General features: G+C 49.1%; 21 protein-coding genes. 13 read left to right on the top strand and 8 right to left on the bottom strand.

The annotated features are described in order from the left end of the window. Nucleotides 1-41: 41 nt before the first annotated feature. Nucleotides 42-767, top strand: a complete 726-nt coding sequence (locus E7745_RS08285) for a GIN domain-containing protein (RefSeq protein ID WP_123397994.1) — start codon at nucleotides 42-44, stop codon at nucleotides 765-767. An 89-nt stretch (nucleotides 768-856) separates the two neighbouring features. Here the strand turns inward: E7745_RS08285 and E7745_RS08280 are convergent, their stop codons facing one another. From E7745_RS08280 to E7745_RS08270, 3 genes are all read right to left on the bottom strand, one after another. Continuing rightward, the gene (locus E7745_RS08280) at nucleotides 857-1552 is read right to left on the bottom strand and encodes a GIN domain-containing protein (RefSeq protein WP_107032508.1); all 696 of its coding nucleotides are present in this window, start codon (nucleotides 1550-1552) and stop codon (nucleotides 857-859) included. Beyond that, nucleotides 1549-2553: a tRNA dihydrouridine synthase DusB gene (gene dusB / locus E7745_RS08275; protein WP_123397995.1), complete on the bottom strand. Its 1005-nt coding sequence runs from the start codon at nucleotides 2551-2553 to the stop codon at nucleotides 1549-1551. Before dusB ends, E7745_RS08280 begins: the two co-directional genes overlap by 4 nt. A gap of 225 nt (nucleotides 2554-2778) precedes the next feature. Beyond that, nucleotides 2779-2979 (bottom strand): hypothetical protein, encoded by a 201-nt coding sequence (locus tag E7745_RS08270; RefSeq protein ID WP_107032506.1) that lies wholly within the window; start codon nucleotides 2977-2979, stop codon nucleotides 2779-2781. Nucleotides 2980-3277: 298 nt separating this feature from the next. On the opposite strand from E7745_RS08270, the gene hisF reads away from it, so the two are divergent. Both hisF and hisIE read left to right on the top strand, forming a co-directional pair. Further along, nucleotides 3278-4036, top strand: coding sequence for an imidazole glycerol phosphate synthase subunit HisF (gene hisF / locus E7745_RS08265; RefSeq protein WP_107033080.1), 759 nt, complete (start codon nucleotides 3278-3280; stop codon nucleotides 4034-4036). Beyond that, nucleotides 4033-4632 carry a bifunctional phosphoribosyl-AMP cyclohydrolase/phosphoribosyl-ATP diphosphatase HisIE gene (gene hisIE, locus E7745_RS08260; RefSeq protein WP_123397996.1) on the top strand — a complete coding sequence of 200 codons (600 nt, stop codon included), beginning with the start codon at nucleotides 4033-4035 and terminating at the stop codon, nucleotides 4630-4632. The genes hisF and hisIE overlap by 4 nt, the downstream gene beginning before the upstream one ends. A 76-nt stretch (nucleotides 4633-4708) precedes the next feature. Here the strand turns inward: hisIE and E7745_RS08255 are convergent, their stop codons facing one another. Beyond that, a complete protein-coding gene (locus E7745_RS08255; protein ID WP_123397997.1) occupies nucleotides 4709-5320 on the bottom strand; it encodes a DUF4136 domain-containing protein in 612 nt (203 codons plus the stop codon). A gap of 270 nt (nucleotides 5321-5590) precedes the next feature. Between E7745_RS08255 and E7745_RS08250 the strand changes: the two genes are divergently transcribed. From E7745_RS08250 to E7745_RS08215, 8 genes are all read left to right on the top strand, one after another. After that, nucleotides 5591-5827: a hypothetical protein gene (locus E7745_RS08250; RefSeq protein WP_123397998.1), complete on the top strand. Its 237-nt coding sequence runs from the start codon at nucleotides 5591-5593 to the stop codon at nucleotides 5825-5827. Further along, on the top strand, nucleotides 5811-6899 hold the full coding sequence (locus tag E7745_RS08245; protein WP_240740274.1) for an agmatine deiminase family protein: 1089 nt from the start codon (nucleotides 5811-5813) through the stop codon (nucleotides 6897-6899). The genes E7745_RS08250 and E7745_RS08245 overlap by 17 nt, the downstream gene beginning before the upstream one ends. A gap of 71 nt (nucleotides 6900-6970) precedes the next feature. After that, entirely contained in the window at nucleotides 6971-7852 is an 882-nt protein-coding gene (locus E7745_RS08240) for a carbon-nitrogen hydrolase (protein WP_123398000.1), read from the top strand. Then, nucleotides 7845-8444, top strand: coding sequence for a hypothetical protein (locus tag E7745_RS08235; RefSeq protein WP_123398001.1), 600 nt, complete (start codon nucleotides 7845-7847; stop codon nucleotides 8442-8444). Before E7745_RS08240 ends, E7745_RS08235 begins: the two co-directional genes overlap by 8 nt. Nucleotides 8445-8502: 58 nt before the next feature. Next, nucleotides 8503-9261: a shikimate dehydrogenase gene (locus tag E7745_RS08230; protein WP_123398002.1), complete on the top strand. Its 759-nt coding sequence runs from the start codon at nucleotides 8503-8505 to the stop codon at nucleotides 9259-9261. 103 nt (nucleotides 9262-9364) lie between these two features. After that, a complete protein-coding gene (locus E7745_RS08225) occupies nucleotides 9365-11353 on the top strand; it encodes a ComEC/Rec2 family competence protein (RefSeq protein ID WP_123398003.1) in 1989 nt (662 codons plus the stop codon). Nucleotides 11354-11672: 319 nt separating this feature from the next. Then, complete coding sequence (locus tag E7745_RS08220; RefSeq protein ID WP_123398004.1) at nucleotides 11673-12323, top strand: inner membrane CreD family protein; 651 nt, start codon at nucleotides 11673-11675, stop codon at nucleotides 12321-12323. Nucleotides 12324-12426: 103 nt separating this feature from the next. Beyond that, nucleotides 12427-13593 (top strand): inner membrane CreD family protein, encoded by a 1167-nt coding sequence (locus E7745_RS08215; protein ID WP_168182058.1) that lies wholly within the window; start codon nucleotides 12427-12429, stop codon nucleotides 13591-13593. 110 nt (nucleotides 13594-13703) lie between these two features. On the opposite strand, the gene E7745_RS08210 is transcribed toward E7745_RS08215, so the two are convergent. From E7745_RS08210 to E7745_RS08195, 4 genes are read right to left on the bottom strand one after another with little or no spacing between them, the layout of a single operon-like run. After that, nucleotides 13704-14108, bottom strand: coding sequence for a 2-amino-4-hydroxy-6-hydroxymethyldihydropteridine diphosphokinase (locus E7745_RS08210; protein ID WP_107033091.1), 405 nt, complete (start codon nucleotides 14106-14108; stop codon nucleotides 13704-13706). After that, nucleotides 14105-16243 (bottom strand): Tex family protein, encoded by a 2139-nt coding sequence (locus E7745_RS08205; protein ID WP_136408626.1) that lies wholly within the window; start codon nucleotides 16241-16243, stop codon nucleotides 14105-14107. The genes E7745_RS08210 and E7745_RS08205 overlap by 4 nt, the downstream gene beginning before the upstream one ends. Beyond that, nucleotides 16243-17439 carry a metallophosphoesterase gene (locus tag E7745_RS08200; RefSeq protein WP_136408625.1) on the bottom strand — a complete coding sequence of 399 codons (1197 nt, stop codon included), beginning with the start codon at nucleotides 17437-17439 and terminating at the stop codon, nucleotides 16243-16245. Before E7745_RS08200 ends, E7745_RS08205 begins: the two co-directional genes overlap by 1 nt. A gap of 54 nt (nucleotides 17440-17493) precedes the next feature. Continuing rightward, complete coding sequence (locus tag E7745_RS08195) at nucleotides 17494-18663, bottom strand: acyltransferase (RefSeq protein WP_107033094.1); 1170 nt, start codon at nucleotides 18661-18663, stop codon at nucleotides 17494-17496. Between the two features lie 430 nt (nucleotides 18664-19093). On the opposite strand from E7745_RS08195, the gene E7745_RS08190 reads away from it, so the two are divergent. Continuing rightward, nucleotides 19094-20467 carry an ammonium transporter gene (locus E7745_RS08190; RefSeq protein ID WP_240597823.1) on the top strand — a complete coding sequence of 458 codons (1374 nt, stop codon included), beginning with the start codon at nucleotides 19094-19096 and terminating at the stop codon, nucleotides 20465-20467. 41 nt (nucleotides 20468-20508) lie between these two features. After that, entirely contained in the window at nucleotides 20509-25023 is a 4515-nt protein-coding gene (gltB, locus tag E7745_RS08185; protein WP_136408624.1) for a glutamate synthase large subunit, read from the top strand. Nucleotides 25024-25026 lie beyond the last annotated feature (3 nt).

Raw genomic sequence — 25026 nt, 5'->3', positions numbered from 1 at the left:
CGTCATATTATAAAAAAACTGTTTCAACAATCATTATTATTATGACACTGAAAAAATCCATTCTGAGCACTTTGTGCCTAACCGTCAGCCTGATCGCCTTTGCCGAATCAAAAGTTCTGAAAATCACCAAACAAATCGAGGCCATAGAAGCAAGCGCCGGAGTCAACGTGATCTACAAACCCACAACCGGGGAAAACACCAACGTAACTATATCCGGCGATGCAAAACGGATTGAATTTATTGATGTAAAAGTCAGCGGCAAAACACTTGAAATCCAGCCAAAGCACAATTGGAAAAGCTCCAATAAGAAAATCAACGGCGTCACCGTCACAGTGTCAACTCCGATTGTCTGCTCTGTAGAAGCATCTTCAGGAGCTACCGTAAAGTGCACAAATCCGATTTCATCATCCAAAAAGAAAATCAGCCTCGAAGCCTCTTCTGCCGGCAGAATCGTCTTCGCATCACTGACTGCCGCCAAACTTGACATTGAAGCATCCTCCGGAGCCTCTGTCATAACCGGGAATCTCAATGCTTCACACATAGAACTCGAAGCATCATCCGGAGCAAGCGTAAAAACAGCAGCCATAAAAGCGGAGCGTATCAGTTGCGAGGCATCATCCGCAGGCTCGATTTCCATTACTTCCGGACAGGCAGACAGAGGCGATTTCGAAGCATCCAGCGCAGGTTCGATAAAAGCCCCCGCCCTCAAAGTCAACCGCTCGACAGTCGAAAAATCATCAGCCGGATCAATCAAAGTCGCAAACTGATCCTACAAGTCTGACAATACAGACAGAAAAAAATCCCGCGGCTCCGGCATATCGGAACGCGGGATTTCTATATCTCCATAAACAACCTCTTACTGCTGCATCGGAAGGGTCTTGACTCCGACAGTGCGGTTCTTGATTTCGGGATTGCCTTTATAGTAGACCTTAGTGCTGCCCACGCCGGAAACTGCAAGAGACTCCTGAGGCCATACTCCTATCGACCCGGTACCTCCAGCCTTGACTTTGACATCAACAGCCTTCAGCTCATCAGCCTGAATAACGCCGGTTCCCATGAATTTGACATTAGCCCGCTGACATTCACCACCGACAACCAAAGTCCCATTACCGGTCTGAATAGCGGCATTGACCTCAGTCGCCTTCACGTAAGGAACTGAAAGACGGCCATTACCGATCAGAGTCGCAGTGAATTTCGGACATTCTGTAATCCTCACAGCCTTAACAAGGGAATCTCCCGAATTTTCAATCTTGTTAAGATAAGAAGAATAGACATAAACAACAGGCAGATCTTTAGATCCTACACTTTCAGTAGAAATCTGCATGGAAAGCTTTCCGCCTTTATTATTGAAAATCAGAGCTGAAGCTTGTTCAGAAGGACACGTAAAAACAGCCATGCCGGCCGAATCCGTACTGCTTGAATAGACAACTCTAATTGCATCAACCACTTTCAGCTCATGAAATTCGTTGACTTTCAATTCATATTTCACAAGCCCGGAGGCCGATGCTCCAAGGAAGCAAAGCGACATAAGTAAGGTGGTCAGTGTTTTCATATCTCGTTTTCTTTTGATTGGTTTTCTTTTACAATTTCTTCTACTCGGTCAAGGACACCGAACAGATCATCGACAGTCGATGCTCTAAGCATTTCAATGCGAGTATCGCGGAAATGCGATATCCCCTTGAAAAGAGGCGAAGCCGCAAGATGGCGACGTATATGCAAAATGCCTCTGTATTCATCTATCCGACTGACACTCTCTCTAATCTGACGGCGTATCAGGGCGAATTTTTCCCCCACACTCAAAGGCTCAGCCCCACTTCCGTCAATCAGGCTTCTGATTTCATGAAAAATCCAGGGAGCACCGATTGAAGCGCGCCCTACCATCACCCCGTCAACACCGTAACGATCAAAAGCATCACGGGCCTGTTCCGGAGTAGTGATATCGCCATTGCCAATCAGCGGAATGGTCAGACGCGGGTTTTCTTTGACTTTAGCTATCATTTCCCAGTCAGCCGATCCGGTGTACATCTGAGAGCGTGTACGGCCATGCACAGTCAAAGCCTTTATACCGCAGTCCTGAAGTTGCTCAGCCAGCTCGACTATTATCTTGGAATTATGATCCCAGCCCAAACGGGTCTTTACCGTGACAGGTAGTTTGACAGCATCAACCACAGCACGTGTGATCGAGAGCATTTTCGGAATATCGCGCAACATTCCTGCCCCCGCACCCTTGCCGGCCACCTTTTTAACTGGGCACCCGAAATTTATGTCTATGATGTCAGGGCCGGCTGCTTCGACTATTTTTGCAGCCTCTACCATAGGCTCGATTTCACGACCATATATCTGGATTGCGGTAGGACGTTCGGCCGGATCTATAGCAAGTTTGCGGGTAGTAGCCGGAATGTCACGTATGAGCGCATCCGCACTGACAAACTCAGTATAGACCATCGAGGCTCCTTGCTCCTTGCACATCAGGCGGAAAGAGCGGTCTGTCACGTCTTCCATCGGGGCAAGCATCACCGGACGCTCGCCCAAATCTATGTTACATATCTGCATAAGTGCTAATTCTAAAACAAAATTAGCAATTTTTCTCTCAATTATAAAATATAAGCGTCCAAAAGCATAAGATATTCTTCTTATCCACCAATCCCAAGGACAATCTGACGCAGCCCCACGTTCCGGCTATTGACACAAATATATAAAAAAAGAAGCTGGTCGCTCTTGGAGCAATCAGCTTGATTTCTTTCGTGTGAAAGTTGCGTCTGTGTCTGTTTGCCTGAATTATTCAGCAACAACAGCAGCAGAATCAACAACAGCAGCAGCGCTGTCAGCAGGAGCTACAGAATCAGCTACAACAACTTCTTCTACAGCAACTTCTTCTACAACTGCAGAGTCAGCAGCTTCAGCCTTCTTGTCAGAAGAACCGCAAGAGAAAAGAGATGCGCTGAAAACTACAGCGAGTAATAAAACTAACTTTTTCATTTTCTTTTTGATTAAATTATAAAACAATTTTAAGCTTCAAAAACACCGCAAAGGTAAGACATTTTATTTACATACCAAACTTTTTTTATTATTTTTTTGTTGGGAATGAACCCACAAGTAAAAAAACGCTAAATTTTGTCATTGGCATCCGCATATTTTAACATTTTGCAGCAAAATCGGGCCTTCTTATTTCCCGCCGGCACCTATTTTACAAATACGATTTTTTTGCTTAATTTTGCCAAAGATTAACATGCACACATTTATTATATATAATGTGTTTAACTTTTAACAGCTACTTATGCTCGCAAAACGCATTATCCCATGTCTTGACGTCAAAAACGGACGCACCGTAAAGGGCGTGAACTTCACCGGCCTGACAGACGTAGGTGACCCAGTGGAACTCGGCGCCCGTTATGCAGCCGAAGGTGCTGACGAACTTGTCTATCTTGACATCAGCGCCACCCTCGAAGAACGAAACACTTTTGCCCGACTCGTTGAGCGCATTTCCGACCGCCTGAACATACCCTTCACTGTTGGCGGAGGTATAGCCTCACTTGATGACGCATCGCGTCTTCTTGATGCCGGCGCCGACAAAATCACAGTCAACTCAGCCGCCGTCCGCCGTCCTGAGCTCATCAGCGAGATAGCTGCCCGCTATGGCAGCCAGTTTATAGTCGTAGCCATTGATGCCAGAATGACTGATGACCGCATTTGGCACGTAACCACCCACGGAGGAACACGCCTTTCTGATCGAGAACTTTTCACTTGGGCTGCAGAAGCCGAAAAACGCGGAGCCGGAGAGATCATGTTCACATCCATGAACCACGACGGCACTCGCAGGGGCTACCCCTGCGACACTTTCAGCCAGCTCGCCGCCACCCTCAGCATACCGATTATAGCCTCAGGAGGTGCGGGCAGTGTCAGCGACATTGCCGACGTGCTCACTCTCGGCAAAGCCGATGCCGCTCTTGCCGCTTCAATATTCCACTACGGTGAAATCTCCGTTGAAGACCTCAAACGAGAACTCGCCACACGCAACATTCCAGTCAGATTATGAATTTCAACGATTTCAATCTCGAAAAATGCGCCGACGGCCTTCTCCCTGTCATAATTCAGGATGCCGTCACGCTCCGCGTACTCATGCTTGGCTATATGAACCGCGAAGCCTTTGACCTAACATGCTCAAGCGGACATGTGACATTTTACAGCCGCACCCGTTCCTGCCTGTGGACCAAAGGAGAGACAAGCGGTCACTTCCTTGAAGTAGTTGACATGTACAGCGACTGCGACAATGACACCTTATTAATAAAGGCAAATCCAATCGGCCCTACATGCCATCGCGGAACCACATCATGCTTTGACACTCCTGACGAGGAAGGTTTCATCCGCTCACTCGCTGCGCTCATCAGCCGACGCCACGCGGAAATGCCAGAAGACAGCTACACCACACGACTATTCATAAAAGGAGTCAAGAAAATCGCCCAGAAAGTAGGCGAAGAAGCTGTAGAATCAACCATTGAAGCTGTCGAGGGAAACCGCGACCGGTTTTCATACGAAGCCTGCGATCTGATCTACCATCTTCTCGTACTTATCGAACAGATGGGGCTCTCGCTTCCTGACATGGAGCGCGAACTGCTGCGCCGCCACAGTTAGAGAAAGTATTGAACACAAGTCAGACATAATTTCAGAGCCGGGACAACAATCTAAAGTTATCTCGGCTCTGAAATTATTATCGATACTGTGGCAGGAGTGGCACAGGGAATTTTGAAAACAAAGTCTGTACAGCCTCTGCTATGCCTTGCAGGTTACGGAACTGAGTGTCACCATTGTCAAGAATTGTACCCACTGAGGCCGAGAACAAAGGAACCTTCTGAGCGATATTGACTATATCCATAGTGAGCACCCCCTCGCGATACACACCTGTTATAACTTGAGCATTGGCATAATAGCCCGGCCAATAATAGCCTCTCGGATACATAAACCACGGAGCATAACCGTGATACGGTCCCCAATAATACGGATAGACTCCCGGAGGAATAGCCGGTTCAGTAGCGATCTGCTGCTTGATGGTAAGACCTATATTGATCAGCAATGGAGAAGCCGGATCCTCTCTGAAACCACGGTCGACCATCTGCTCCCTGATAGCAGCCGCTATATTATAATATGTAACCATTGCCATTCCAGGAGGAAGTTTACCCTCGTCGGGGGTGACGATGCGGAAAGTCGAGTAATTGCTCAGATCCGCGTCATTATACGTGGTACTCGTCACCAGATTATACGGGCTACACGAACTCAGTATCACCATCACGGCAAGCACCATGAAACCAAACCATTTTTTCATATCATATACATTTTGATAACCTATCTTTTATAAAACCGACAAGCGACTCTGAAAATTCATTATCACTTATATAATAAGAAACGCGGATAATGCTTTTTAGTTCTCTGAGCAAAAGACGTTTTCTTTTTAAGCTTTTTATAATTTAAAATTTGCTAATGTCACAACTAAGCGCTAATTTTGAACATTATTGACTCCGTAGCGTTAAATTGTTTATACAAGTAATAACAAACGTCAAGCGATCTTTTTTCTTACCCTAAACCTAATAATACAATGGACGATATTACTGGCATCTTCGATGACATGCTCAAACACTACGGGAGCACTGATATCGCTGACGCCGAATTAAAAAAAATGATCCACGAAGATCCGGAACTTCGAGCAAGTTACCGCCAGTGGTGTGACGAAGTAGGTAGCTCCGAAAAGAGAGGCTTCCTTGACTATTGCGAGGAGTATTTCGAATCTCTGGATTCTATTTGGGATAACCTCAAAGATGAATATGACGAATAATCCATCCGTGGCTACGACCACGGCCTCACGCCGACTCCCGGCGGAATGGGAGAACCAGGACTGCGTAATCTTAGCGTGGCCTCATGAAAATACCGACTGGGCATATATTCTGCCCGAAGCCCGCAGATGCATTGCGGAGATAGTGCGCGCAATCGCTGATGCCGGCGAGTGTGTGGCACTTGTCGGTCCGGCGGAATTCTGTCTCGACTCCATCCGCGAACAGAATTTCGACTCTTCACGTGTCAGATTTTTTGACCTACCGACAAATGACACCTGGGCTCGCGACTTCGGCCCGATCACAGTCGAATCTGACGGATCAAAGCTACTGCTTGATTTCAAATTCAATGGCTGGGGGCTGAAATTTGCCGCTGACAAAGACAACCTGATCACCTCCAGGCTAAACGCACTCGGTCTGTTTGCCCATAGGGTCGAAAACCGGCTGAATTTCGTGCTTGAAGGCGGTTCGATCGAATCTGACGGCAAAGACACGCTGCTGACCACCGCAGAATGTCTGCTGTCACCTAACCGCAACGGCCAGTGTAATCGTGAAGAGATATCCGAATACCTCCGCAAAGCATTCGGACTAAACCACATTCTCTATCTCAATCACGGAGCCCTAATCGGAGATGACACTGACAGCCACATCGACACCCTCGCACGACTTGCTCCAAATGACACCATAATCTACTGCGGCCCCGGCGATGCCGACAATCCGAACCATCAGGAACTGGCAAAAATGAAAGAGGAACTTTCAACTCTGCGCACCCCGTCAGGCCAGCCATACAACCTGATAGAGCTACCGCTGCCCGATGTCATAGAAATTGACGGCGAGATTCTTCCGGCGACCTATGCGAACTTCCTCATAACACCGACGCGGATACTGATGCCGACCTACGGACAGGCACAAAAAGATATGCTCGCCGCACAGGTGCTAAAAATAGCATTCCCTGAGCATGACATCTGCGGAATCGACTGCATTCCTCTGATCCGTCAGCACGGCTCGCTCCACTGCGTGACCATGCAGATACCCGCCGGAACAGTCAATGGCATCAGCGACAACCGCTGGATCTGACACACACTCTCTCTTTTTAACTGAGACCCGAATCCAATAATCATCAATCCCAATAAGATATACACAGCATTATGCTCGTAGGCCTTATACAACAGCACAACACCCCCGACATCGATTCCAACCGCCTGCGCCTTGCAGAAAAGGTCAGACAGCTTGCCTCTCAGGGAGCACAGCTTGTGGTCCTTCAGGAACTCCATGACTCTCTCTACTTCTGTCAGGTAGAGACTGTCGACAATTTTGATCTCGCGGTCAGCATTGATCTTGAATCACCGGTAGCCAGTTTCTATTCCTCAGTAGCTCGTGAAGCCGGAGTGGTACTTGTCACCTCTCTGTTCGAACGCCGTGCCGCCGGGCTCTATCACAACACCTCTCTTGTGTTTGACAGCGACGGATCTCTTGCCGGCAAATACCGCAAAATGCACATCCCCGATGATCCCGCATATTATGAGAAGTTCTATTTTACTCCCGGCGACATAGGTTTCAAACCGATCACAACCTCAGTGGGTCGTCTTGGAGTTCTTGTCTGCTGGGACCAATGGTATCCTGAAGCCGCACGCCTGATGGCCATGAACGGAGCCGAAATGCTGATCTACCCAACTGCGATAGGATGGGAAAGCAGCGACACGCCTGACGAAAAAAAACGCCAGCGAGATGCCTGGATGACAGTGCAGCGCGGCCATGCGGTGGCCAATGGACTGCCGGTTGTAACAGTCAATCGTGTGGGCCACGAGCCTGATCCGTCAGGAGCCACAAACGGAATATCTTTCTGGGGTTCAAGTTTTGTGGCCGGTCCTCAGGGCGAACTTCTCTATCTCGCACCTGACAATGCTGAGGCTGAGACCGTGGTAGAAATTGACATGAAACGTTCGGAGCAGGTGCGCCGCTGGTGGCCATTCCTACGCGACCGCAGAATTGAAGCCTACGGAGATCTCACAAAACGTTTCATTGACTGACGGTGCTACGCGGTCAGAACTCAACATCTGGAAAGTGACCACAACACAACCATTCACAACCTCGTCCGGTGACTACCTGTCGGTATTGCTCAGCCTGTGGATTCCTCGTTACGGCTGGACAATCATACTTCCCATAGCCATCTGTGCCGCAGTAGGCTTTGTCTACGACCCGCGCTTCCTGCTCATAGCCCTGATGTTGCTTTTCATTGTGGTGCCGATGCTCATGTCATTTCTCTATACCTACTACATGCTCACACCTGAAGCACGACGGGCTGTCATCAGAAAGCAGGTAGAGATTGACGAAAACAATTTCATCCGCCTCATCTATCTGTCGGATGAAAAAAAAGAAAATGCAGAATCCGGGAAATCAGTCGCTCAACGCACCCTCCTGCCCATAGCATCTGAAGAAGAACGTGCACCTCTTCCGCCTCTGCCCGTTCCGGATCCGGAAACAATCCAGTGGTCTGAGATACTGTCTGTCAGATCCACATCCAGGTTCAGAGTCTACATACTGAAAGGGAGCAGACTCACATTCCTTCTCATCCCTTGGGATGCGTTACGGCCTGCGAGCGCCACTTCATGTTCCGACTGACATCCAGCAGAAAAAATAAATCCATTTGATATATCCACCCGCATAATACCATAATAATATGTCACTGCCACGCCACAGAGTCTATGGCCTTATAGGCTTTCCCCTCACCCACTCCTTCTCAATGAACTATTTCAACAACATGTTCGAGTCAGAAAATATCGACGCCGAATATGTCAATTTTGAAATACCGGAAATTGGCGATCTCATGGAGGTAATTTCTGAAAATCCGAATCTTTCAGGCCTCAACGTGACCATCCCTTACAAAGAGCAGGTCATCCCCTATATGAGCGAGATGGACTCGGAAGCCGCTCAGATCGGGGCTGTGAATGTCATAAAGATCATACGCGACAAAAACGGAGACATCCGGCTCAAAGGCTATAACAGCGATGCCATGGGATTCCAGAATTCTATCGCACCTCTTATCAACCCCAAACGTAACCGGGCTTTGATACTTGGCACTGGGGGCGCATCAAAGGCTATCAACCGCGCCCTGATAAATCTCGGTGTCGAACCTGTCTTCGTGTCACGTACACCTGCAGAGGGTCAGCTTTCTTATGCTCAACTCACACCGGAAGTAATGGAAAGCCACAGGATCATAGTAAACTGCACCCCGCTGGGGATGTATCCAAATGTTGACCGCTGCCCAGACATTCCTTATGATCTACTGACACCGGACCATCTTTGTTACGATCTGATCTATAACCCTGATGTCACTACATTCATGAAAAAATCGCGCGCCTACGGAGCCGAAGTCAAAAACGGCCTTGAGATGCTCCTTCTCCAGGCATTCGAGTCATGGAACATCTGGAACATGTAAATAGTACACCTTCTCACTCTCCACGGTTTTGCCTCTCCCGCTCATTCCACTTCTGCCATTTACCGTTGCGTTTATAACCGGTATCCTTCTGCAGGGGTGTGGTATGGGCGGATTTTTTATGTTCCTACTTACAGCCGGAGCCTTCGCTGCGGCTGTTCTGCACCGTTACAGCATCTCGATACTCCTGATCGCGATGGCTCTTGGCTGCTTGGACAGCGAACTTCATGCTCCGCCGCAATTGCCTACGGAGTTCAGCCAACATTCATACTGCTTTTCAGGTGTCACCACTGAAGTACGCCGTTTCGAGCCCACACAGACTCTGATTGTCAAGATCGACTCCTGCAACGGCCACGCAATCCGGCCTTTCAGAGTCAAAGTCTCGGTGCCGTCATCAGTACCTACTGTCGATGAACGATGGCGCATACATTTTCCGGCAAAACTTGACAACATTGAATATGACCCAGATCTCCCAGATGAAATCGACTACAATTCATCTCTACGGCGCAGCGGAGTCATAGGCCAAGCATTGGTTTCGCCTGACAGCCTCAGAATCATTCAGCCGGAGCCGGGACTTTTAAACACCATCCGCAGACAGCACGAAAAAATCACACTCCTTATAGCTGCCTCAGCGCTGACTGACAAGACTCAGGGATTTCTGAACGCCGCTCTCACAGGAGACCGCTCAATGCTGACAGCAGAGACTCGCGAGATCTTTTCCATAACCGGGCTCTCTCACATACTGGCTCTCAGCGGGCTGCACGTAGGCATAATCGCACTTATAATTTCACTTGTACTTCTGCCTCTCCGACTTACCGGACTGAACAATCTACGCACAATACTCACAATAATCCTCCTGTGGATGTTCGCAATAATGACGGGACTGAGCCCGTCTGTGGTACGCGCTGTGATAATGGCATCGGTCCTTCTGATCTCCGCTATGCTCCAGCGGGTTCGCGCACCGTTCAACTCGCTATGCCTTGCAGCACTGCTGATATTACTTTTCACTCCTCAGGCCATCTATTCGATCGGCTTCCAGCTATCTTTTCTTGCCGTTATATCCATATTGCTGTTTGCTGAGAAGATCAACCCGTTCAGCCGCCGCAACGCCATAGCATACACTTTCGCCACATATCCGGCAGTAACTCTAGCCGCCCTGCTCGGAACCGGGATAGTCAGCGCTTACTATTTCAACATTCTACCTGTCTATGCACTTCCTGTCAATTTCATCAGCGCGTTGCTGCTGCCGCTAATTCTTGGCGGTGGTATCGTACTTCTTTCAGCCAATGCCGCCGGCCTTCAATGGCTCTGGCTTGCAGACTGCGTTGACTCGCTTTACAGTATAATCCTCTCGGCCTCAACCTTTGCAAGCACCCTTCCCGGAGCTGTTGCCGACGGTATCCTACTCCACCCTTTCACTATAGCCGCATGGTTTGTCACTCTTGCAGCATTTGCCATCTGGCTCTACAGGCGCAGACCGGCCGGGCTCGCGGCAACAATTATGCTCTCAGTCTTCACCGTCTTCATCACAGCCTCATTCCGATGCAATGCCGATCCCGGAGCAGAACTCTATATCCCACGCACAGGCCGACATACATCAGTCATTATACGCCATGACAATACTTTGGTCTTCGCCACAACAGCCCGAAACCATGAAACCGGAGATATTATTGACAGTTATACACAAAAATACAGACTTTTCATGCTCAAACGCGGCATTGACTCAATACGCCCGCTCCCGGCTCATTGCCACTCCGGACTGTTCTCCAGACACGACAATCTACTTACATTCCGGACCCATTCCGGCAGACTTACTGAAAGTTCCGCCGATAGTCTATTGACAATTCTAATGGTTTACGACAAATCACATGTCTCTGACTGTGACCGACACATCAGCTATGCACTTGTGTGCAACGGTTTCCGCGGCGACATCAGAGATCTCGCCGCGGAGATCAGACCTGATACAATACTCCTTAGCGCCGATCTGAACCGCAGGCGACATGACCGCTACCGTCAGGAACTGACCGAAGCCGACATACCACACAGATCACTGCGCAACACTCCATTTTCAATAATCCTTAAGCCAATCCACTGACCATTAGACTCCGACAGCGGTCTGTAACCGGCTTCCTTCATCAGTTCATCCCAATTTTCAGGGAGCTCGATCTTTAAGTGGAATATCCTCCGGCGCAGACTTGTCACCGAACTCACAGCTGAGATTACACAAATTGGGGAATGGGGCTCTACCGGCTTCTGTCATAGATATTGCGACGATTGTGCCACACATTTTTTGATCAGTATTTTTGTTTTTCATCTCGTTTTTAATAATTTTGCATTTATAAGTCTGTCATGCTGTTATATGCCATCCAGACATAGCAAACACTATTCTCAGCCAATAAATCACATTTGAATTTATGGAATCACAAACCACTCAGAACATGAACCCGCAAATGGCCCAGGCGCCGAAGCTTCCAACCATCCCGGAACCAAAATATACCATGCGCTGGCTTGGACTACAGACCTTTTTTGTGCTCGGAATCTCGATCATATTCACCATGATCGCATCCGGGATAGACAGTCTCGCGGAATCACGCGCCGAACTGACCCTTCTGAGTGAAGCGGCAAGCACACTGGTCTGCAACTCGACAGGCTACTGCTTTGCCATAACGGCAATCTCGCTGCTGTCACTGACACTTATTGAAATCAGATACCGCAAGACTGTCAACTATCTGCAATATGGACTGACAGGCTGCGCGCTCTGCCTGTTCTTCCTCCTGCTGCTCGCTATGGCCGAAAAAATGCCGTTCTACATCGCTTACGCAATTGTGACAGTCATGACAGTAGGCCTTATAGGCACATTTGTCAAAGGAATTATGGCCTATACTAAAGCAGTTGTCCTGACTGCGGGCATTCTGATTGTGGAATACGGCATCATACTCCTTCTTCTCTACATGGGCTCGATGGCCCTGCTGATTGGCAGTCTGTCACTGTTCGTGATTCTGGCCATAGCCATGTATTTTACACTCAGACTAAAAGTGATAGACCGGGAACTAACAATACAGTGACAAAGCAATGAGCAATCTGCCACCACGCATTACACCTCCGCCATTGCCGGTATTCACGCCTCAGCCCCCTTCAGCCAAACCAAACCGACCTTCCGGACCAGACATGTCAGTCGGACTGAAGATAGTCCTGATGGGGCTGCTCTGCTGTGTGCTCATGATCGGCGCTCTTGCAATATGGCTGATGGCCTATGACCGCAATACAACCAGTGCGGATGTCTCACAGGATATTGTCGGGCAATGGGGCGAAAAGACATATATTGACGGCCCCTTTCTTGCAATCGAGCCGGACACCGACAGTCTTAGACCTGCCGGTATTGTCCCGGTAGCGCTTAACGTGAACGCCAACGTAGAAACCATGTCGCTTCACCGCGGCATCTATGAAGCGGAAGTATTTACAGCTGCCATCAGCATGAAAGGTCACTTCAGATCGTCAGATTTCAAACGTTTTGAGTCCGATTCAATAACAGTCAAAATCGACATTGATCCGCACAACGTAACCGAAACAAGCCCGCTGAAGATCGGTGACACCACATATGCCTGGAGCCGTTCGGATTCGAGCCTTCATGCATGTATCCCTATAGCCGATCTTGATAAAATCGAAGATGTCCCGTTCAGCACCTCGATAAAAGCGCGCGGATCAGGCGGATTTTTCATCATGCCGTCTGCTGACACAAACACTATAACCATCATCGGAAATGCCACCAATCCTTCATTCAGCAGAGAGCAATTGCCGGTCAGCCGCAAGGTAGGCAAAGACGGCTTCTCAGCCAGATGGGAGATACGGCATACTGTTGGCGGCTACAACGTGTGTGAATACGTCGGTGCCGATTTTCTCCTCGGTGTCGACCGCTATCAGAAAGTATGCCGTGCCATAAAATATGCATTCATAATCATCATTCTGACTTTTTTCAGCGTATTTTTCACGGAGACCACCATGCACCGCCCAATACCGATGTTCAATTACTTCCTCATCGGTGTGGCTCTGATCCTGTTCTACTCTCTGCTGCTGGGACTGTCAGAACACATGTCATTCGGAGCAAGCTATCTGATAGCCGCAGTCATGACCATAACCCTTATCACATGCTACATGTGGAAGATGCTCGGCTCAAAAGCTGTCGGCCTTGCCATCTGCGGTGTGCTCTCTATAATGTATGGTTTCTGCTATGTGATGCTATGCATCTCGACCTACGCACTTCTGTTCGGAAGCCTGCTACTGTTCGTGGCACTTGCCGCAACCATGTATGGATCACTGAAAATTCAATATCGGTAAAACACTTACAATCAACAAAAAACCACAGCGGCCACCGGTTATATGCCGGCGACCGCTGTGTTTTTTATATCTGGGTGCATATCCGGAATATCCGGTCCGCAAAGTTCATATCATAATGTCTCATATGCCCCTTTGGCAAGAAGCTCACGATATCCGCAATTGAAATAGTGCCGCTCAAAATCCTTGGGCCTCAGAATATGCTCGTTCCAGATCACAAGATCGAGATCTATTTTGATCATGCCTTTCAATGTATCCTCCATTGTGCGTCCACACTCGGCTTCCCACTCTTTCAGATATTTCACTATAGTCTCACGGTCATGAGAAGTGTAACCATGTACAACAGCATTGAAATACGGTTCATCCTTGCCGTTGAAAGCCTCAGATTCATAGACCGATGAAGCCGAAGCGTTTTCTAAATAGCCGAGCAGATGCTCGATGGCCTGCCCGATCTGACAGCTGCGGTCTGCGGTATTGCTTCCGAGTCCGACCGTACAGGAATTAAGGTTCTCGATCATTGTGCGACTCCTTTCATGGTCAGAGCTATGCGGCCACGTGATGTATCTATGTCCATCACTCTCACTCTGACGTTCTGCCCGATGCTGACTACTTCAGAAGGAGAGGAAATGAAACGCTCGCTGAGTTGAGAAATATGTATCAGGCCGTTTTCCTTCATGCCGAGATCAACAAACACACCGAAGGCAGTTATATTGTTGACCTTTCCGGTAAGCTCCTGGCCTATATGTAGGTCATCTATCGTTCTGACAGAATCATCATAAGGCGTCTCTTCTACTGTCTCACGCGGATCCCGGCCAGGCTTCTCAAGTTCCAGAATGATATCAGTGAGCGTCGGAAGACCGACTTCTTTTGTCACATAACGGTCAAGCTCAATACTGTGGAGCAGATTGCGGTCACGGGCAAGACGAGCCACATCGGCCTTGGCATCAAAGGCTATCTGTTCTACCAGTTCATAGCGTTCAGGGTGAACACCCGTGTTGTCAAGCGGATTAGGCGCTCCAGGAATGCGCAGGAAGCCTGCACACTGCTGAAAAGCCTTCTCTCCCATACGTGGCACCTGAAGCAATTGGTCACGAGAAGTAAAATCGCCATTTTCAGCACGATATTTCACTATGTTGGCAGCCAGCGACGGGCCAATGCCTGAGACATAAGACAGCAACTGCCTGGATGCGGTGTTGACATTCACACCGACTGTATTCACACAGCTTTCAACCACATAGTCCAGCGAATCCTTGAGCTTAGTCTGGTTGACAGCATGCTGATACTGCCCTACACCGATCGCCTTCGGATCAATCTTCACAAGTTCGGCCAGTGGGTCGATCAGGCGGCGACCGATCGATACAGCTCCACGCACAGTGACATCTTCATTCGGGAATTCCTCGCGAGCGACTTCAGAGGCCGAATAGACCGATGCCCCGTTTTCATTCACCATAAACAACTGCACCTTGCGAGGCAACATCACATCACGGATAAAGCGTTCCGTCTCTCGTCCGGCAGTGCCGTTCCCGATAGCTATAGCGTCAATCCGATAGCGATCCACATAAAAACAAAGGGCATCGGCAGCTCCGACAAAGTCATTGGCCGGAGGCGTGGGATAGATGACATCATGCTGAAGCAGATTGCCCTGCTCGTCAAGCACCACAAGTTTGCAGCCTGTGCGGAAACCGGGATCTATAGCAAGCACGCGCTTGCGACCGAGCGGAGCCGCCATCAGGAGCTGGCGCACATTGTCGGCAAACATCTGTATGGCCGCATCATCGCTCTTTTCTTTGGTGGCAGCAGCCACTTCGTTTTCTATCGATGGCCTCATCAGACGACGGTAACCGTCCTTTACAGCACCGCGCACTAGAGACGCACACTCTTCCGATGCGCCCGAACGGACAAACATACGAGAAAGACGGTCAATCATTTCATCGTCATCAATCGTAATCGACACCTTGAGAATTTCTTCCTCTTCTCCGCGGCGCATGGCGAGATAACGGTGAGAATTGCAGGTCCTCAATGGCTCGGAGAAGTTGAAATAGTTCTGATAATTCTTCCCCTCATCTTCCTTACCGGCAATCACTTTGGAATTGATGACAGCCGAACGCTGATAACGTGATCTGACAAGATTCCTTGCTTTCTCGCTCTCGCTTACCCATTCGGCAATTATATCGGATGCTCCGGCCAGAGCCGCACTTATGCTACCGGCTTCCTTTGCAAATTTTTTGGCTTGCTTCTCCACATCAGTCGAGTTCTGAGCCATGATAATTTTTGCCAAAGGCTCAAGCCCAAGAGCTCGCGCAGCTTGCGCACGGGTGTTGCGTTTAGGTTTATACGGAAGATATATATCCTCTAGAGCCACCGGATCAAGTGTCTCGTTTATACGCTCTTCAAGTTCAGCCGTCAGCGCGCCGCGCTCGCGGATCACGTCAAGGATATATTCCTTACGCTTGTCAAGTTCGGAAAGTTCCTGATGGCGCTTCTGAACGGCATGAACTGTCACTTCGTCCATCCCTCCGGTTGCTTCTTTTCGATAACGGGCAATGAAAGGAATAGTAGCTCCTTCATCCAGCAGGCGAAGACATGCCGCCACATGCTTACGCAGATGAGTGCCGAGTTCGGCAGTAATTACATTGGCGTGTACGTTGGCCATTAATGTTGGTTTTTTGCTTTTTTAAGTGTGAATAGAGTAATCTCAGGTGTGGCTCCGACACGCGCCGGAAATCCGACGGTGCCTGTTCCTATATTGACATATAACTGGTGGCTGCCATTGTCATCGGCATAGAGTCCGCCCCATGTCGGATAGCGGTATTTTGCCGGCGACCAGCCGAATATTTCAATCTGCATCGCATGAGTGTGGCCGGAGAGAGAAAGCGGTATATTTATATCTGGCCTGGATGCGATCGAGTCGACCCAATGAGCAGGATTGTGGGTCAGCAATATCTTGACAACACTGTCTGAGTACTGTGGATAGGCATCTGAGAGCGATCCATAGACCGGGAAAGGCGGATCTCCTATATTTTCGACTCCGATAACAGCTATTGAATCACCTCCACGGTGCAGCATAACACATTCATTAAGCAGAAGACGCCAGCCCATATCCTTCTGCAGCGACTTCATAAGATCCATATTGCCCTGCTTCGCTGCCTTATCCGGCCAGGAAGCATAGTCACCATAGTCATGATTTCCAAGTATCGACAATACTCCGTCAGGCGCCGAAAGTTTTGAAAGAGGAGCGGCATGAGGGATCAGTTCCGTACTGCGCGAATTGACTATATCACCTGTAAACACAATCATATCCGCATCCAGAGCATTGACCCTGTCAGCAAGAGTCGAAACGAACGATGTGTCTGAGCCAAATGTCCCAACGTGCAGATCCGAGATCTGGGCAATACGATAGCCGTCAAAACCGTCTGGCAACCCGTCAATACCTATCTCGACTTCATTTACATCAATATGGAACCTATTGATCATAGAAGCCCACAGCATCACACCGAGCACACCGACACCGGTCACCGAAGCGATTGCCGAAAGCCATCTGAGCCGTTTGCGTCTGAGCAACTGCGGAATTCTGGCTGCCAGATCTATGATAACAAAAGCGTATTTTGCGAAATAGACAGATATATATATGTAGATCATCCACATCACAGCCAGCAGAGCGCTCTCTGACGATGTGCGTGGCATCAGCAATGCCACAACAATCAATATAAACAGCGCCACCGCGCTCCACAGATGGACCTGTGCCGGAATCCGGCTCCTGAACCGATGCGTCAGAGCCTTGTAGATATATGTATCAACAAGGAGGTTGACAATAATGGCTATAAGAAGCGGGAACAGTGGAAGACGCATGGATTAAATTCTACTCTTTTTGATTGACTGTTGAATATATCTCTGTATTATCTATCAACAGCTACCGGAGGCAAGAAGTTTGTTGCGTAGCGGATTTGCATACATCATATACATATATGTCCGCATGAAATTCCGTTCCTGAGGGGTCACATCAGTGATATCAACCTTGTCAAGCTGCCCTTCGACATATTCGGTGACTTTTGCAATATCTTCTTCCGTATAGCGGTCACGATACATATCTGAATCAAACGCATGATCATAAGCCACATAGTTGATCGGATAGATTCTATAGCCGCTGTGTATCGAACTGTCTATCTGATGGCAGATACGGCTCAGAGACTCCTGCTTGTCAGCATCCGCAGGAATAGCTTCAATCATCGGCGAAATGCAGTTTGCAAAAGATATGTGGACACGGCCTTTGTATTGCATCAGACCTGTTTCCATCGAGAAAAGATCGTCACGCTTGCTTTTCTTGAATTCCGGATCGCGATGACGGAGCAGGTATTCGCGGGCTTTCAGATAGTCATTCGGATCATATTCATATGATATGGCTGCCGGACAAATGTTGATTTCGGCCAGATTTTCAGTCAGCGTGCCTCCGCCTGAAAGTCCGAGCATTTTAAGCACACTTTCCTGAGTGTGGTCGCTCGAATCCTTTGCCCTGCCCTGCCTCTGTGCGATCCAGACGCTTTCATGCTTTTGGGTTATAGCATAATGTATATAGGATGAAAGCTGGCGCGCCGCATCAAGAGCCTGACGGGTCGGGAGGTTACGTTTGACAATGAAACTTCCGTTGAGCTTCACGAGATGTGTGATCCATTCGTAAATAAGCAAGTTGTCGCCAATCGCCACTTCTGATGTGGGCATATCACGACGCAGGAAGATCAGATTGATAAACGAGGCATCAAGAACAATATCTCTGTGATTTGTTATGAATGTATAACGTTTTGAGGGATCAATTTTTTCCACGCCTGAGGCCGTAACACCGGCTGTGGTTTTCCGTTCAAGTTCATCAAGGAAATCAGCCATTATCCGTGACTGGAATTCCTGCTTGTTATTGCAGGCAGTCAGCAGGCCTATGAATTGATCATAATCAATGTCAGGAAGAACCCAGCGGATAGCATGTTCAAATCCCGGCTCAGATACCATCTTGGCGATAGCTGTCCGAAACTGCTTTTCATCATAAGGGGCTATCTCTGAGAAATCGAAATTATTTGCGTCCATTGCGCTATAGATGGGGTTTATTTTAAGTTTATAAACCAAAAAATAGATGAAACAATACTTGGCTCAAAGGTAGATGATTTTAGTGTCACATGCAAACGATTTTAAAATTTATTGATTTAGACGGCCCCTTATTAAGATTTTTTTAGCTTCTACCGGACTAAACCTTACTACTTACATATAACAGCCGTGATCTCAGCAATTTAATCATTCAGCCCACACAGCCGCGGGCAGCTCACACGTTTAGAAATTTGACATTTTAAGACCTACACAAAAAGAAATTTGTCAATATATTTGCCAATCTACAAACAAAGTGTTACTTTTGCAACATCTCGAAAGATTTTTTAAGATTGTTTTTTGTTCAGATTCATAGTAAATAACTGAAGATATGATTTTAAATGGTAAAAAGGTCAGCTCAGGCTGGCTATTTGTTATGACTGCATTGATCGCAGCAAGCATCATCGGAGTAAAATCAGAATTTTCTGAAGAACTCTTCACTCTACCCGGAGACCACCTTTGGGCCAACATAGCATGGATGATAACCGCCACCATATTCGTGCTCATGATGACTCCGGGGCTGTCATTTTTCTACGGCGGTATGGTCAGGCCGAAAAATGTGATCTCCACGATGCTACAGAGCTTCATTGTCATGGGCTTTGTAAGTGTAATCTGGGTCGTGTTCGGCTTCGGTCTCGCTTTCGGTGACGATGTCTGGCATGTCATTGGAAACCCTGCCGACTTCTTCATGATGAAAAATGTAGGTGTAGGCAATATTACTGATGTAAAAACAGATCTGTCGCAGATCGGAATAGCCACTACCACAATACCCCTTGCCCTGTTTGCACTTTTCCAGATGAAATTCGCCATAATTACCCCCTCGCTTATCACCGGGGCCTTTGCGGAACGTGTCCATTTCTCAGGCTATCTGTTGTTTATGGTACTTTGGACTATCATAGTATATTGCCCGTTGGCACACTGCACATGGCATCCGGAAGGTCTGTTCGGCATGATGCATGTACATGACTATGCAGGGGGTATAGTGGTCCACGCAGCTTCCGGAATCGCGGCTCTGGCAGGTGCGATGTTTCTCGGACGCCGCCATCAGGAAGCAGGCGAAAGCATCAAGCCGGCCAATGTTCCGTTTGTCCTGCTCGGCGCGGCTTTGCTATGGCTCGGTTGGTTCGGATTCAACGGCGGAAGCTCACTTGCCGCTGACGGGATTGCCGTAGCTGCGTTTCTCAACACAAACACAGCAGCTGCAGTCGCAATGGTCGGCTGGATCACACTTGACGCTATCCGCGGGCACAAGCCTTCGGCTATGGGCGCTGCCATCGGAGCAGTGGTCGGTCTGGTTGCCATCACACCCTGCGCCGGTTGGGTAACGCTCGGCCAGAGCATATTCATAGCGCTGTTCATAACCATATGCTGCAATATGGCGGTTGCCTGGAAAGGCTACAGCAATCTTCTTGATGATGCACTTGACGTGTTTCCCACTCATGGCCTCGGCGGCATCATCGGCACAATCCTCACCGGCGTTTTCGCTTATGACTTCTTTGCTCAGGGTAATCCCGACATGATTTCCCGCAGTGAATTCTTCCGGAACCATATTATTGTACTCGCACTGGTATTTATCTACACATTCATAATGAGCTACGGCCTCTACTGGCTTACAGATAAAATCATCCCAATGAGAGTTTCCGGCTGGAACGAACACCTCGGACTCGATGCCTCACAGCATGGCGAGGAATATGCGGCCGAGACACTCCCGTCAGACAACGACTGGATGAAAAGTGTGGAAGAAAACTGATCTGAATCCTATATATAATACGTCTGACTCTAATAATACAAATGTATATGCAGAAAACTATCAGGAATGCCGAAGGGCTCTATGACCCGCGGTTCGAACATGACGCCTGTGGTGTCGGGCTGCTGGTCAACGTGCGTGGAATCAAGTCACACCAGCTTGTCGAGAAAGGTCTCCAGGTCCTGGAACATATGGTCCACCGCGGGGCGGAAGGTGCTGACCCCAAAACCGGCGACGGAGCTGGAATCATGGTCCAGATTCCACATGAATTCATTCTCCTGCAGGGAATTCCTGTGCCTGAAAAAGGACGCTATGGGACCGGATTGGTATTCATGCCTCATGACGAAGACTCTCGCCAGATAATGCTCGGCATAATCGAACGCGAAGCCATTGACTTAGGGCTGAAACTGATCGCCGTCCGCGATGTACCGACAAACAACGAGCAGCTTGGATCTGTGGCACGCGCCGCCGAACCATGCATCAAACAGATTTTCGTTGCTGATGAAGAAAGCGACAAACCGGTGGAGCTACGCCTTTACCTGCTGCGCAAAGCCGTTGAGAACAAGGTGCGATCACTCTCGCTTGAGGGAAAAGATAATTTCTACATTGTCTCACTGTCATCACGCATCATTGTCTATAAAGGTATGCTGTCGAGCCTTCAGCTGCGCTATTATTTTCCTGACCTTATGAACCCGCGTTTCACCACAGCGATGGCGCTTGTTCATTCCCGCTTCAGCACCAATACCTTTCCCACCTGGTCTCTGGCCCAGCCTTTCAGAATGCTCGGTCATAACGGTGAGATAAACACCATCCAGGGAAACAGGCTGTGGATGAAAGCCCGTGAGTGTATGCTGAAACCGGCAGTCTTCGGCGAACGAGACATGGCTCCGGTCATTCAGCCCGGCATGAGCGATTCTGCATCACTTGACAATGTGCTTGAATTTTTCGTCATGTCAGGCATGAGTCTGCCTCGCGCACTGGCCATGCTCGTACCGGAGTCGTTCAACGACAAGAATCCTATTTCCCCGGAGCTTAAAGCATTCTACGAATACAACTCGATCCTCATGGAAGCCTGGGACGGCCCGGCAGCTCTATTGTTCAGCGATGGCCGTTATGCCGGAGGTATGCTTGACCGCAACGGTCTGCGCCCGGCCCGCTATCTCATCACCAACAATGACACCGTTGTATTGGCATCGGAAATGGGCGTGCTTCCATTCGATGCTTCGGAAGTCAAGGAGAAAGGCAGACTGCGTCCGGGCAAAATGCTCATGGTCGATATGGAAGAAGGGAAAATCTACCACGATGCTGAACTCAAAGAAGCCCTTGCGTCCGAATTCCCTTATCGCGACTGGCTTTCGCGCAACAGGATCAACCTTGACAATATCAGCTCAGGCCGTAAGGTTGAGAACACCGTAACGGATTTCCGCCGCAAGCTTCATGCATTCCTCTATAACCGCGAAGAGGTCGAGAAGATAATCACCCCTATGCTGACAGACGGGAAGGAGCCTGTCAACTCGATGGGCAAAGACACCCCTCTTGCAGTTCTATCGGAAGAACCACAGTTACTCTTCAACTATTTCCGTCAGCATTTCGCTCAGGTCACCAACCCGGCCATAGATCCGCTGCGTGAAGAGCTTGTCATGAGTCTTGACAGCTATATCGGAGCCGTGAAACTTAATTTGCTTGATCCGTCGCCTGAGTTATGCAAGATGGTTCTGCTCAAGAGGCCTATCATCACTAACCGCGAACTCGACTTGCTCTGCAATCTGCGCTACAAGGGCTTCAATACCCGCAAATTGTCTATGACCTTCCCTGCGGCTGAAGGACATGAAGGTCTTGTAAAGGCAATAGAACGCCTCTGCCGCGAAGCCGAAGAGGCTGTGGATGAAGGCTGCAACTACGTTATTCTGTCAGACCGTGGGGTTGACAGTGAGAACGCACCCGTACCGTCACTTTTAGCAACCTCTGCGGTCCATCACCATCTCATCGACTGCAAAAAACGCGTACAGACAGCTCTGATCATCGAGACCGCCGATGCCCGCGAGGTAATGCACTTCGCATTGCTCAGCGGCTATGGAGCAAGTGCCGTCAATCCTTATCTTGCCTTTGCCGTGATTGACGATATTGTAAAGCGCCACGACATACAGCTTGACTTCGACACCGCATCAAAAAACTATATCAAGGCCGTTGACAAAGGATTGCTGAAAGTTATGTCGAAAATGGGAATATCGACAATCACAAGCTACAAAGGCGCGCAACTCTTTGAAGCCGTCGGACTGTCCGAGGGCATGTGTCGTGAATATTTCGGCAACACGGTCAGCAAAATAGGCGGCGTAGACATAGGACTGCTGTCACGCGACATAACCGCCGCACATAAAGAAGCTTTTTCAGAAGACTTCAACACCGAAAGTCCGCTGCCGTTCATAGGCCAGTATGCATTCCGCAAAGACGGCGAAAGCCATGCCTGGAATCCTGAGACAATCGCCACGCTGCAACTTGCCACCCGCCTCGGTAGCTATAAAAAGTTCAAAGAGTTCACATCGCTGGTCGACAATAAGCCCAAGCCCATATTCATCCGCGATTTTCTTGATTTCAAAAAAGGGACGCCCATATCGCTTGATGAAGTAGAGTCAGAAGAAGATATCATGAAGCGCTTTGTCACCGGCGCAATGAGCTTCGGGTCAATCAGCCGTGAGGCTCATGAAGCGCTCGGCATAGCCATGAATGCCATTGGTGCGCGCAGCAATACAGGCGAGGGAGGTGAAGACCCCGAACGTTTTGCCCAGCGTCCTGACGGTTCATCTGCCCGTTCTGCCATCAAACAGGTGGCATCAGGCCGCTTCGGCGTGACAACCGAATATCTTGTCAACGCCGATGAAATACAGATCAAGGTAGCGCAGGGGGCCAAACCGGGTGAGGGAGGCCAGCTTCCGGGATTCAAGGTCGACAAGATCATAGCCCGGACACGCCACTCGATTCCGGGCATTTCGCTCATCTCTCCCCCGCCCCACCATGACATATATTCCATCGAAGATCTCGCGCAACTCATTTTTGACCTCAAAAATGTCAACCCTGCGGCTAAAGTAAGCGTAAAACTTGTATCGGAGAGCGGAGTAGGAACAATTGCAGCCGGAGTAGCCAAAGCAAAAAGCGATCTCATAACAATCAGTGGCAGCGATGGTGGCACGGGAGCCTCTCCGGCAAGTTCGATCCGCTATGCCGGCGTACCGGTAGAGATCGGACTGGCCGAGACGCAGCAGACCCTTGTCATCAACAATCTGCGCGGACAAGTGAAACTCCAGGCCGACGGACAGCTCAAAAGCGCACGCGATGTGATCATCATGGCGATGCTCGGAGCGGAAGAATACGGCTTTGCCACGAGCGCACTTATTGTGCTCGGCTGCGTCATGATGCGCAAATGTCACAAAAACACCTGTCCAGTGGGCGTAGCGACCCAGAATGAGGAACTGCGTAAACGTTTTGCCGGACGCTCGGAATATGTTGTAAACTTTTTCCGTTTCCTTGCCCGTGAAATCAGAGAGACTTTAGCCGAGACAGGCGTGAGGAAACTCGATGAAATCATAGGCCGTACCGATATGCTCTTTGTCAAAGCCGGTATGGAAAATGGGAAAACCGCCGGACTCGACTTCAGCAGGCTGCTTCATATGCCGGAAGAGACACAGACAAACGCCATAATAAATGTAATAACACAAAAGCATGACATCGACCATGTGCTTGACCGCGAGATCATAAGCCGTTGCTATCCTGCCATCGAATCAGGAATGCCGGTAGAACTTGAATTCCCGATCTGCAACACCGACCGATCTGTCGGAGCCATGCTGTCAGGTGTGATAGCTAAAAAATTCGGCAATAACGGACTTCCTGACAACACCATCAACTGCACTTTCAAAGGAGCGGCCGGACAGAGTTTCGGAGCATTCCTCGCCCACGGAATTTCATTCCGCCTGGAGGGAGACGCCAATGACTACGTAGGCAAGGGCCTATCCGGAGGCAAGATCTTAATCGTGCCCCCTCAGGGATCCTCATTCAAGCCTCAGGAAAACATCATTGCAGGAAACACCATATTATATGGTGCCACATCAGGCGAAATCTATATCAACGGCCGTGTGGGCGAACGTTTCTGCGTCAGAAACTCCGGAGCAACCGCAGTGGTTGAAGGTGTCGGAGACCACTGCTGCGAGTACATGACCGGCGGCCGCACCGTAGTTCTTGGCTCTACCGGGCGTAACTTCGCAGCCGGCATGAGCGGAGGCATCGCTTATGTCTGGAATCCTGACGGCGATTTTGACTACTTCTGCAACATGGAAATGGTGGAACTCTCTCTGATCGAGGAGATGGCTGACAACCGTGAGCTATACAAACTCATCAGCAACCACTACCGCCATACCCACAGTCCGCTCGCCGGAGCCATGCTTGATGACTGGGACAACTATGTGGGTCAGTTCATAAAAGTGATTCCTATCGAATACAAGAAGGTGCTTCACGATGAAAAAGTGGCAAATCTTGAGCGTCGAATAGCCTCCATGCAGATGGACTGATCA

The organism is Duncaniella sp. C9, assembly GCF_004803935.1.
GTDB classification, from domain to species: domain Bacteria; phylum Bacteroidota; class Bacteroidia; order Bacteroidales; family Muribaculaceae; genus Duncaniella; species Duncaniella muris.
This window is presented reverse-complemented; position numbering and strand designations above follow the sequence as displayed.